The sequence below is a fragment of the Bacillus sp. ISL-18 genome (assembly GCF_018613415.1).
Classification (GTDB): domain Bacteria; phylum Bacillota; class Bacilli; order Bacillales; family Cytobacillaceae; genus Neobacillus.
Genome location: NZ_JAGGQG010000002.1, coordinates 1,087,908 through 1,100,347, shown reverse-complemented (window position 1 = coordinate 1,100,347; position 12,440 = coordinate 1,087,908). Strand labels below are relative to the sequence as shown.

The 12,440-nt window shown below is 38.3% G+C and carries 10 protein-coding genes; 2 read left to right on the top strand and 8 right to left on the bottom strand.

The genetic code is table 11. The features are described from left to right. Positions 1–251: 251 nt before the first annotated feature. Positions 252–713, top strand: a complete 462-nt coding sequence (gene ndk / locus J7E81_RS05275; protein WP_215041054.1) for a nucleoside-diphosphate kinase — start codon at positions 252–254, stop codon at positions 711–713. 96 nt (positions 714–809) lie between these two features. Here the strand turns inward: ndk and J7E81_RS05270 are convergent, their stop codons facing one another. The 8 genes from J7E81_RS05270 to J7E81_RS05235 all read right to left on the bottom strand — a co-directional run bounded on the left by J7E81_RS05270 (position 810) and on the right by J7E81_RS05235 (position 10,965). Continuing rightward, the gene (locus J7E81_RS05270) at positions 810–1,445 is read right to left on the bottom strand and encodes an HlyD family secretion protein (protein WP_215041053.1); all 636 of its coding nucleotides are present in this window, start codon (positions 1,443–1,445) and stop codon (positions 810–812) included. 44 nt (positions 1,446–1,489) lie between these two features. Further along, positions 1,490–3,124, bottom strand: a complete 1,635-nt coding sequence (locus J7E81_RS05265; RefSeq protein WP_215041052.1) for an MFS transporter — start codon at positions 3,122–3,124, stop codon at positions 1,490–1,492. Positions 3,125–3,366: 242 nt separating this feature from the next. Next, positions 3,367–3,792 (bottom strand): MarR family winged helix-turn-helix transcriptional regulator, encoded by a 426-nt coding sequence (locus J7E81_RS05260; RefSeq protein ID WP_215041051.1) that lies wholly within the window; start codon positions 3,790–3,792, stop codon positions 3,367–3,369. Between the two features lie 164 nt (positions 3,793–3,956). Continuing rightward, entirely contained in the window at positions 3,957–5,426 is a 1,470-nt protein-coding gene (locus tag J7E81_RS05255; protein ID WP_251028432.1) for an NCS1 family nucleobase:cation symporter-1, read from the bottom strand. Positions 5,427–5,695: 269 nt separating this feature from the next. Beyond that, a complete protein-coding gene (locus tag J7E81_RS05250) occupies positions 5,696–7,618 on the bottom strand; it encodes an FUSC family protein (protein WP_215041050.1) in 1,923 nt (640 codons plus the stop codon). A 139-nt stretch (positions 7,619–7,757) separates the two neighbouring features. Continuing rightward, positions 7,758–8,981 carry an MFS transporter gene (locus J7E81_RS05245; protein ID WP_215041049.1) on the bottom strand — a complete coding sequence of 408 codons (1,224 nt, stop codon included), beginning with the start codon at positions 8,979–8,981 and terminating at the stop codon, positions 7,758–7,760. Positions 8,982–9,333: 352 nt separating this feature from the next. Next, complete coding sequence (locus tag J7E81_RS05240) at positions 9,334–10,512, bottom strand: NAD(P)/FAD-dependent oxidoreductase (RefSeq protein WP_215041048.1); 1,179 nt, start codon at positions 10,510–10,512, stop codon at positions 9,334–9,336. Between the two features lie 36 nt (positions 10,513–10,548). After that, a complete protein-coding gene (locus J7E81_RS05235) occupies positions 10,549–10,965 on the bottom strand; it encodes a helical membrane plugin domain-containing protein (RefSeq protein ID WP_215041047.1) in 417 nt (138 codons plus the stop codon). Positions 10,966–11,371: 406 nt separating this feature from the next. Between J7E81_RS05235 and glsA the strand changes: the two genes are divergently transcribed. Next, complete coding sequence (gene glsA / locus J7E81_RS05230; RefSeq protein ID WP_215041046.1) at positions 11,372–12,301, top strand: glutaminase A; 930 nt, start codon at positions 11,372–11,374, stop codon at positions 12,299–12,301. The last annotated feature ends 139 nt before the right edge of the window (positions 12,302–12,440 follow it).

The following is a 12,440-nucleotide window of genomic DNA, read 5'->3' as shown; positions in this document are numbered from 1 at the left end:
CTCAGGAATTTATCAACTAGTATTTAGTATTGATCAATTCGTTCATGAGGATGCAAAAAAATTTCTCTCCTAGTTAACTGAAAGAGCTTTCCAAATATACTATAGGTATATTCCTTTTTTATTTTCTTCGTTTGAAATCTATATTATTTTCCCATAATGAATATGTGTAGAATCCACCTTTGAAAAATATAGCATTCTATGTGCTGTCCGGTGGTTCTCATCAAACTATCTATTTTTTTCGAGGTGATCGTATGAGTTTACAACGCACGTTTATCATGGTTAAACCTGATGGGGTGAAACGCGGGTTAATCGGAGAAGTTATCCGCCGCTTTGAACAAAAGGGCTTTATCCTATTGAATGCCGAGCTAATGACAGTGGACCGCAGTAAAGCTGAATATCATTATATGGAACATCAGGAAAAGCCGTTTTTTGGAGAATTAGTGGATTTCATTACCTCAGGTCCTGTTTTTGCCATGGTCTGGGAAGGAGAAAATATTATCGAAGTTTCTCGTCTCATGATTGGAAAGACAAGTCCGACGGAAGCAGTGCCAGGCACCATTCGTGGTGACTTTGCCTTTTCAAAAGAAGAAAATGTGATCCATGGCTCTGATTCTCTCTTAAGTGCCGAACGAGAAATTGAAAATTTCTTTGGACTGCTGAAAAAACGAATCTCAAGAGATGATTTCCCATTCGAAGATCGACAATCTATGTAATTACATAAAGGCCACTTCCCTACTCGGAGGTGGCCTTTTTCATTAGGTAAAAAGAAAATCCTCCATTGAAAGAGCAAAAGGGTATTTGGAGGAGTACTAAATAGAAATTTTGACCTCGGCATTCATGCCTGGAAGTACCTTACTTGAAGGATTTTCAACTGAAATTTTCACAGGTACTTTTTGAGTTACCTTTGTATAGGTACCGTTCGAGTTTTGAGACGGAAGAGCAGAAAATACGGAATTGGTCGCATAACCAATTTCCTCGATCTGACCATTAAAGGTTGCTTCAGCATCTCCGTCGACTGTAATATCGACAGTATCTCCTACTACAATATTGTTTAATTGGTCTTCATCAATGTTGGCTGTAATATATAAATGATCCATATCCGCTGTTTGCGCCAAAACCTGACCAGCCTGTACCATTTGATTTGTTTTTGCTTCATTTTTGATGATGGTTCCTTTAGCCATGCTATCGACAGGAAGAGCTTGTTGTCCCGTTGCAATTTTTCCAATTTCTTGATTTCCAGTGACAACTTCCCCCTCTTTCGCAGTCCAATTAGTCAGTATGCCGGAATTAGTTGCGACGATTTGGTTAATTTCTGCTGATACAACGGCATCATCGGTTTTTACAAAGTTCTGATTTTCATAGTAGAAGTATCCACCTGCTGCAATTAAAGCCAAAACAACGATCATCCCAACAACATTAATCAGTAATAAACGACCTTTACTCATGTTTGAAATCTCTCCTCACATTTTTTAAAAATTTCCTTGTAAATTTAAACAGATGTCTCCATTCCAGCTTTCACTTTTTTATCTGATAAGAGTACTTTCTTCTGTTTCTGAACCAATGACCGTCCTTTGCCAGTTAAAGTTTTTCCTATCGAGCCAATCAGCATGATAATGCTGAGAACAAGTAAGAACGTAAACAAATCATGATAGGCACCCAAAATAGCCGATTTTTTAGAATTGGCGACTAGTTCATATGCCGCTGTACTTTTTGCATCCGATAAAGACACGTGTTTACCCATTAAGGAATGAATTAATTTTGTCATTTCCCATTTAAATTCTGAACTATTTGGGTCAACTTGTCCGCGTATATCTTCATAGTTTTGAGCATTTTGTCTTGTTAAAAACCAGCCAATCACTGGTGAAATAACTGCACCAATAAAATTTCGAATAGAGTGCAAGGTGACGGACCTCATCGATGCCTGATGAATATCTCCGGCTAGCGCAGTTCCAAGTGCACCTGAAACGAGAGTCATACTGATCCCGGCGCCCAAACAGGCAACTTGAAAATATAATGAAGATAAAGTTGTTTCTGGACCAATCACTCTCCACTTAATGCTTATATATAAAACGATAAGTGAGCCCATTATTCCAAGTACGCCGGCCCCCCATTTATCATAAAATAGGGTTTTGAATATGGCAGTAAACACAATGCCTACAAAAAACCAAAAGTAAAAATGGCTTAGATATAAAAATGGCAGGTTCAAATTATTTCTTAAAAATCCGTTTATCCCTGCAATGGCTACGATAAGGGAAACATGGGATGCGACAGCCATAATGGTACCAGAAATAGGTTTTGGTGCCTTTAATGTCCTAAACGGAACGATTGGTGTTTCGGCTTTTACGTCCACATAAACAAACAAAAGCAGCAAGATTAGCCCTACAAGAAGAAAGGGCCAAACATATAAGGAAGTAAACCCTTTTTCTAATAGGTTACAGAGTGGAAAAGCGAGTACAATCATAAGAAGACTCAACAAAAATACGCCTGTTTTATCCACAGGACTATGATCATGAACAGGCTCTTCATGCTTAGGTAAACCAAAAAAACCAATTATTAAGCAGCATACTGATGCAATTACATTTAAAACAAATAACCAACGCCATGCATCAGCTCTTAAAGAAATCGAACCAAATAAAGCTCCAATGGCACTTGATCCAAATAATCCGGTAATGACCATAAACAAAAAGGTATTTCGGATGGCATTTGGGAAAGATCTCAGACTCACTGGCAAAATGGTTAAAAAAAGCATACCCGCACTCAACCCTTGAATGATTCTACCTACAATTAAAATAATCAATCCAGGTGAGAGTACAGAAATAATGGAGCCACATAAAAAAATAAACACAAATGTTAAATAATTTTTTCTTAATCCAAACTTTCTCGTAAGTACTGGACCCAGTGGAACACCAAGTGCAAATGCCAAATTCGATAAGGTAGATGGGATTAGCAAATGATTTGAACCTAGCCCCAGCCCATTTTGAATAATACCTTGGTTTAAGATGTAAGACAGATTAGAAAAATACTGTGAACCAATCGCAAGGATTGTCAAGATGGATATAACCAAATATTGTGGGACAGCAACTTTTTCAGTCTCTGAAGCTGCCGTATTGATTTGTCGACTCATTGATTTTCCTCCTTTCAATATTTGAAAATTTTCGTAATAGTTTTGTTTCATAATGCTTATCAACATAATCACTATATCTATATTGTATATAGCAACTTGTATTATACAACTTATAGAAAAAAAATCAATGATAACTTTACTTTTTAAGTACTAGTGAAAATAAAAAAGATCGTGACAACGGGCCACAATCCTTCTCTATGTAAAGTTCTTCTTATTTTTTTGGAAATATAAAAAAAATAGGATTATTTCCTCTTTTTAAAATCCATATTTAAACGAACTAAATTATCCTCCAATTGTTTTAATTCCGAATTAGACCAATGTTGAAGTACTTCGGAATAAAACTTATAGCGAGCACTTTGAACAATGTTTAGGATCTCTTGTCCCTTATTGGTAATTTCGATTAGACTAATCCTGCCATTGTCTGGGTCTGGAAAACGTTTAATATATTCTTTGGATTCTAATGTACCAACCTGCCTGCTCGCTGTTGATATGTTTAACATTAGTTTTTCAGCAATAACATTAATGGCCAGCGGGCCATTTTCATTAATTTCACTCAATATAAGATACTCCGAACGGTCCAATTCACCTAATTTAGGACTATAAGCTGTTGTAAGCCGAACCAACAAGGCAATTTCATATTCAATAGATTGGAGTGAGTCGCGATTCAAAAGTCCTTCCCCCTTATAAAGCAAACGGTTCTACTTATGGTAAACAAACTGACTTTAGTATAATACTTGGGTTCAGGACAAGCAAATGCAAGCACCTAGATAAATGTAAAGAACAGAAACAAAGGCCCGTCTATATTGATGGGCCTTTGTTTTTGAATGAGAAATTAGATCGTAGTCTCTACGTTTTCAAGATTTGCTTTCGACCATTTTTCTGATTTCATTAAGAGAAGGTAGGAAATGAAACCGAGACCAATCCCAAAGAACCATGAATACGTGTAAAGCTCCTTCAAAGCAGGGATTATTAATCCAATAAAGGATGCAATCAGCCCGATCACCAAGGCAATAAGTGCCTTAACGTTCCAGCCATTTGTATACTCGTATATTCCATCTTTTTTATAAAAACTAGCTAAATCATATTTTCTACGTGCAATCAAATAATAATCGGCAATCATAATACCACCGACTGGTCCAAGTGCGCCGCCGATTGCCCCTAGTACATTAAAAATGGTACCTGAGTTGTTATACCAAAGCCATGGTGCAAAAAATAAAGCAACCACAATCGAAATAAGTCCAGCTTTAACAAAATTAAGTTTTCTAGGAAATAAATTTACTAGATCATAGGCAGGAGAAACTACATTTGCAGCCACATTGACAGACAAAGTAGCTATAAGCAGGGCAAAAGCACCTAGGAATAAAACAATTGGATTTCCGAATTGCTGAAGTAATTCGACTGGATCCCAAATCGGTCTGCCAAAAGCAATAATCGTTCCCGAAGTGGTAATAATACTCATAATGGCAAAAATAATCGCTGTTCCTGGCAAACCAATTGCCTGACCTATGACTTGATCTTTTTGACTTCGGGCAAACCTCGTAAAATCTGGAATATTCAATATTAAAGTCGCCCACGTTCCAATCAGTCCGGTAATCGATATCCCAAATGCACTCCAAAAGGCTCCACCTGTTAATTTTGCTGGTTCATCAAATAGTGGTCCCAATCCATTTGATACAGAAATCGCCCAAATGACTAAAGCTAAACCTAGAACAATTACAAGGGGGCCTGCCCAAAGTTCAAAGAATTTAACTCTATCCATCCCATGAGAGATGACCCACGCATGTAGGATCCAGAAAAGCGCCACTGCAAGGGCATCATTTAATCCCATACCTAAAACATGAATAGAAGACAAACTGTTCCAGCTTGGAATTAATGCCCCTAGAACGGCACCAACAGCTTTACTGCCCAAATAGGCTTGAACGGCAAACCAGAAGATCGCCACAAACGCCCTGATAATGATGGGAAGCTGTGCCCCTTTATAGCCAAAAGAAGCGCGAATGAGAACCGGAAATGGAATACCGTATTTAGCTCCAGCTGCACTATTCAGCCACATCGCGATAATGAGGATGATATTTGCGGCTATTACTGTCGCTAGCGCCTGCCACACACTCATTCCTAAACCAAGCAAACTACCTGCTGTTTCATAGGCGACAATATTATGAACCATCCCCATCCAAACGGTCGTATAGTTCAGCCAATTCCAATTCCTCTTTCCCTTTTCAAGTGGTGCAAGATCCTCATTGTATAAAGAGGGGTCCTTTTCTATCAAGGTTTCTTGTTCTTCCATAGATATGGTACTCATTGCATTCACTCCTTTTTCTTTTCATCATTGAAGGATAGATTAAAATCTTCGTATTCTTCCTGAGTGTTCTGAATTTCATCTGTGCAATATAGCCCCCCTTCCCTTTTTTGCCTTTCGTGATATAAGTACAACTATTGATTGTATTCTACTGAAAGAATCGTAAGTTGTATCAAAACTGGTAAGAAAAGCTAACAGAAAATTCCATAATAAAGAGAAACAAAGGCCTATCTCGTTGATAGGCCTTTGTTTCTCTTTATTTTTTTAGCATACTAGTCGCTTGTTTGAAGTCCTTTTTGTAAATTTACAATCTCATTTTGGATGCCTGGAAATGCTTCTATTTCAGGAACTCTTCTCATTGTTGGCGACCTTTTCAGCTCTGCCGCGATGGCCATTGTTTCACAAACATAAAGCAATTGGGCTAGTATCTCATCCGAAAGGGCCCGTCGTGCACCTGTTTTAGCGCAATCTTCCAATAAATAGCCTAAATGTTCAATGGAGAATACCACAGTCCAGTAATAATCTAACGCACTTCGATCAGCAGGAATTTCACCTAAAGCTGTATTATAAAGGGTTTTTAAATTATTGATATTCGTTTTTATCTTGTTTAACCCTCTGTTTTCTCTTGCCTTGACCCCTTTTCCTTGGTCAGAGAACAGAATAATTAACAATTGTGCTTGACTCCGAATCGTTTTCGATATCAGGTGAGGAATACGACTAGAGGCCGATCTCCTCCCTACTAACCATACTCCCAAGAGACCAATGAAACTGCCGATTATAACATCCATTATTCTTGCAGAAGCAAAATAGGTAAAGTTAAAATTCCCCAAACTGGTACTTTCAGCCATAAGTAAAGCGTTCGGTGTAAAAAACAGTGCGGCTAATCCATAATTTTTCACGATAAACAGCTCTGTTATAAACGTTAATAATAAAACAAGCAAAGCGATTAAATAACCACTCGGATGAAAGGAGAGTATGACACTTGCGATTAAGATCCCTAGCAATGTACCAATTCCTCTTTGGATAGCGCGATGAAAAGTGGCCACAATCGAGACTCCTGACATAACAGCCACACAGGATAACGGTACCCAATAAGACCGCACCAGTCCAAATTGAAAAGCGATAATGGCAGCTATCGTTGTGACAATACCAAACCTTAAAGCTGAAATAAAAATGATCGAATTTTTGTCAAATGCCCCCCCAAGCACAGTCTTTGTGGAGGACTTCGCAAATTCAACTTCTTTATTAATTTTAGAAGCGGGTTCGTTAAAGATTGCATCTGCATCATAGATGAGTTTAAACAAGTAAGCAATTTGATCATCCATTAGATCCGGCTGTAAAATTTTCTGTTCGGAATAATGACCTTTCCTTTTAGTGTCTAACGATAAAGTCATTTTCCGAAGCGAATGCCCTAATTCAGGCGGCAACTTGACAGGATGTTCGGAGTAATTTTCAAGAATGTATGTGAATAACGTACGAGCCGAATTATTTAATACATATAATCTTTTAAAAAAGTCTGTTTGATTCCAGGAGATATAACCCGAAGCAAGTGTTTCTTCGGCCTCATTCAAGACTGACATGACACGATGTCTCGACTCGTTAAAACGCTCAGTTCCGACAGAATCAAGAAAGGCTACTAGCTCGATTAAGGTCCTTTTCATTACACTCTTTTCTGGACCATGCGGGTCAAAAAAATAACCTAGCATCGCAATAATCCACGACAGGCTTCCGCCAAGGAAAACAAGTCCTGCTCGAACAAGGGCTTGTTCTGGTTGAACAGGCATACCTGTTGTCATTGAAAAAACTAGAACAAAAAAGATGGCCGAAGGACCTGTAATTCTTAATGCTCCAAAAGTGAATATGGCTGCTGCTCCAATCATCCCCATTAAAATGGCAATTGCCATTGGATATGGAGCAACAAGTGTCCCTAACGCAGTTAGTATTGACAAAGCAACTAAGACAAAAAATATTTTTTTAGCCCTTTGAGCATATGGAATATTAAATACGTAAAGATAGGTAAAACCACCCATTCCAGCGATCAACCCATATTTAAAATTGCCTAATAATAAGCCAATTAAAATAGGCAAAGACGCAGCTACTCCTGCAGAAAATGCCTTTAACCATGGAAACGGCTTTTTATTAACCGATAAAGCCTGTTTAATAATCGATGAAGAGATCGAGGGGATTTCTTTCATTCTTTTCACTTCTTTCTAAATACCTAATTCACTTTTATACGCATTTTTATTATATAAATAAGTTAAAATGCCCTCTTATATTATTATCATCCAACTAGACAAAAAACCCAAGTGAAGTACATTCACTTGGGTTTTTTTCTTAAAAGGACTCCACTTTAGAAAATACAGGGAGCTGTTTTTTGGAACCTTTTCCTTTTTTCAAACTAATCATAGCGATAAAGGAGATGCAGTAAAGTACGGCAAGATAGCCCATTGCGACCTTAACATTCGTATGCTGCAGGATGTAACCCACTAAAATGGGAGATAATCCGCCCAATGCTCTGCCAAAGTTAAAGATGGTATTGGTTGCTGTACTGCGAACTTCAACTGGATAATAATTACTGATTAAGGCACCATATCCGGCAAACATTCCATTTGAGAAGAATCCGACAAGCGCCCCGCCGATTAAAAGACCCGCACTTCCTGATGCATAGGAATATAAGAACACCGCTAAAGCAGAAGCAGCAAGGAAAATTCCATATGACCGCTTCATTCCAAATCGATCGATAAATTGGCCAAAGGTTAACATTCCGGCAATCATCCCTACAGCCGTACTAATTGTCCAAAGAGCCGAATTGGATACGGATAATCCTTGAGATTGTTGAAGCATCGATGGCAGCCAAATCATCAAACCATTATAACCAGCGATTTGGACAGTTGCCATGATGGCTAACGCAATCGTTGTGACTGAAGTTCTAGGATCAGCAAACAATTGCTTTAATTTCCCCTGCCGAGGCAGAAGTTGTTTTTGCTTTTGAGTTTCTACCCAAACAGGAGATTCGTCTAATTTCCTTCTTACGATAAAAGCGAAGATAACCGGAACCAAACCAACGAAAAACAATCCTCTCCATCCCCAGGCAGGAAGAATCATGGCACTAAGAAGTGCTGCAAGGATCACACCGTATTGAGCACCGATACTAACGTAGGAAGAAGCGCGACCCTGTTTATTCTTTGGCCATGCTTCCGCGACAAGCGCCATACCAATCCCATATTCTCCACCTGCACCTAAACCGGCTATAAATCGAAAAACGTAAACCTGTTCAATATTTTGAGCCAGCCCTGTTAACGCTGTTCCAATCGCAAAAAGTAGAATTGTATAGGTAAATACTCGAACTCTCCCGAATTTATCTGCTAAAATACCGAAAATCATTCCTCCTGCTAGCATTCCTATGTTTGTAATTGAGGAAATAAGACCTCCGGATACCATGTCAATATGAAACTGGGCAATAATCATTGACATTGCAAAGGAGATGAACATAATATCCATACCCTCTAGTGTTAAACCTGCTACTGATGCAACTACTGTTTTTTTACGATAATCCATTTTTGTCGTTCTCCTTTCAAGCCTCACGGGACTTTGATTAAAAGATAGTCGGCAAAATAAAAGCCCTTTTATCCAATGGACAAAAGGGCATTATATACATAAATATATATATAAAGTTTACTTTTGCCTTTTTGGCCTCTCTGGACCAAGTTAAAGGAATTAATTTCATCTAATAGTAACACGATTGTAGGTATGTGACAATATGTTTATATTATTTTTTAAATAATAATAAAACCACAGCGTTTAATGGAACGCCGTGGTTTTACTATAAATAAGCCTAATCTCCTTAAAGAGAATATTATGGAAAGATAGAAATAACGTCCTACCGAACAAAACGTTAAAACCCATAGAATTAATAAGCTAAACTATATAATGCTTTAATATGTGATAAATATCGAACATTACTAGCTTCTTTCATTAACGAAGCTGGAAGTCCTTTAAGGGGGATGGAGTTTGCACCAATGGAAGCAACTGCATCTTTACGTCCCAAGCTTGCTAGTGTTCCAGAATTAACTTGAGTAAACTCTTTAAATGATTTATTTTCCAAGAAAGCAAATACATTGTAACCTGTTTGCTCTCCCATTTGCCAAGCTATTTGGGCAGTAGGAGGGAATGGGCGTCCATCTTCTCCAAAAACAACCGCACTGTCACCAACAACAAATACGTCTTTATGAGAAGTAGATTGAAGATATTCATTAACGGTTGCGCGTCCACGATCCACATCAAGGCCTGATTGACCTACTAGTGGATTACCTTGTACGCCGCCAGTCCAAACAAACGTATTAGCCGTAATCTTTTGTCCATCTTTTAAATCAATGACATTTTTGTCTACGTTTGTTACCGGAAGACCTGTTAAGAACTGAACACCACGAGCTTCTAGACTTGCAGTTGCGCGTTCGATTAATGCTGCTGGTAACACTGGTAAGATCCTAGGACCTGCTTCAACTAGCATTAGCTTCACTTCTTTAGGATTTACGCCATAGCTTCTCGCAAGTTTAGGCATCATATCCGCAATTTCTCCTACCAACTCAACGCCGGTTAGACCGCCGCCGCCAATAAGGATCGTTGCATCTGCTTCATTCTTAGTTTTGGCATATTCAGCAATTCGTTCTTCGATATGTTGATAGATTTTATTGGCATCGTCTGCTGATTTTAACACCATGCTGTTTTCTTCTAATCCCGGAATACCGAAGTAAGCAGTTTTGCTTCCCAATGCAACAACTAAAGCATCGTAGGATAAAGAAGATCCATCTGATAGTTTTACTTCTTTCTGATCTGCAGAGAAAGATTCAACCTTTGCAATTTTAAGATCAATATCTTTTCCTTTGAAAAGCTTCGCTAAAGGCATTGCAACAGCTTGTTCTGCCACACTTCCTGCAGCCAAACGGTGAAGCTCTGTGATAATTTGGTGTGTAGGGTACTGATTAATCACAGTTACTTGTGCTTGATCTTTATTTAAATACTTACGAATATTCATTGCAGCTAATAGTCCGCCATAACCGGCACCTAAGATGACAACTTTTTTTGACATGGTCTCTCCCCCGTCTCTATGGATGTAGTATAATAATTATTTTGCTGAACGTTCTCCGGAAACTTCAAGGTATGCGTTAACGAAACGGAAAAGCTTTTGAGCTTGAGGATCTTTAATCATTTTCAAAAGTCCGAATAAACCAATCACTTCATTACTATCCTCTGCACGATCTTTTGCTTCGATCACTGTTGCAGCAACGCTTTTCACTGTATCTTTAATAGGTTCAACAATCTCTGTAATGGCACCGATTGTATCGTTTTTTAATACTTCGTCCGTAGCAACTGACTGAGCAAAGTCATACGATTTTGTTAAAACATTCACAAGTTCGGTCAATTTTGGAAGCTGCTCCACTAAAGTAGTCAAGGACTCCTGAACCTCTGGCTTTAACAATTGGTCAAGGACATCCAGTTGCTCTGCTTTCAATTCCTTCGATTTTTCCATAACTTCTAACATCTCTAATTCCCCTTTCGATTGGCCGGTATGGATGGTATAGGTGAATCGATTAAAAAAACAATTATAAAAAGCACATTTTTATAAAAGTGATCTTCCCACGAGCCTTTTTATTAAACAATATATACACTATTAAAAAATTAATTAACAAAGAAATATAATAGAGTAATTGAGCACTTTTTTCAAGAAAAAAGCTTCGAAATACCAATTTCTAAATTTTTTGTAAAATCATTTATTATAATCTGATGGTTTGGCAATGTTTCATACATGTGTTAAACGACATCGATTTGTCTATTATTAAACAGTTTTTCATCATAATCACATACTCCCAATCGTTTTTAATACAAGGTCCATTATCGCTGATGAATGAGGGTGATGTCACAGGCCTATACTACTATGGGTGATGAAAATGCCATGTCAAAAAAGTAGCGAATTAAAGCTATTAGTCGAAGAAGCAAAACGTTATACAAAAGATGGCAAGGTTGCAGACTATATACCGGAGCTAGGGAAAGCAAATCGGGATGATTTGTCCATTGCGATTCATTATCCCGATGGAAGGTGTATCTCGGCCGGAGATATTGATAAAAAGATTACGCTGCAAAGTATCTCAAAGGTAATAAGTTTAGCCCTTGTTTTAATGGAAAGAGGATTTCATTATGTATTTGAACGGGTGGGAATGGAACCGACAGGAGACCCGTTTAATTCAATTGCCAAATTGGAAACAATGGCTCCTGCTAAACCGTTAAACCCGATGATCAATGCAGGAGCACTTGTGGTGACGCATATGATCAAAGGGGATTCTATAGCGGATCGCTTTAATCGCTTATTAAGCTTTATTCGGGAATTGGCCGATGACTCTTCCATTGGATATTGTGAGCAAGTAGCTCAATCCGAATTTGAAACAGCGGATTTAAATCGGGCATTATGTTATTTTCTTAAGCAGCATCATATCATCACAGAGGATGTCGATGCATTATTGGATTTATATACAAAACAGTGTGCAATTGAAATGAACTGTTTGGATTTAGGTCGCATCGGGATGATTTTTGCCATGGATGGAATAGATCCTCTTAATGGTAAAAGGATTATGCCTGAAGATGTAGCCCGAATTTGCAAAACCTTTATGGTTACATGCGGAATGTATAATGCATCTGGAGAATTTGCCATAAAAATCGGGATTCCGGCGAAAAGCGGGGTATCGGGCGGGATTATGGGCGCGGTTCCAGGTAAATTTGGAATCGGAATCTTTGGTCCTGCGCTGGATGAAAAAGGTAACAGTGTGGCGGGAATTAAACTTTTGGAACTTTTATCAAAGAATTATCGGTTGAGTATGTTTTAGGTTTTATTCCTAAAACCATTTGCAATAAAAAGGCATGGTATGTTTATCCATGCCTCTAATCTGTTATAGATTCTGATACTTTTCTCCTCCGAGGGTTATCAACCGTTCTTATCTGCTGTAGCTCTTGGCTGCTTTCTCC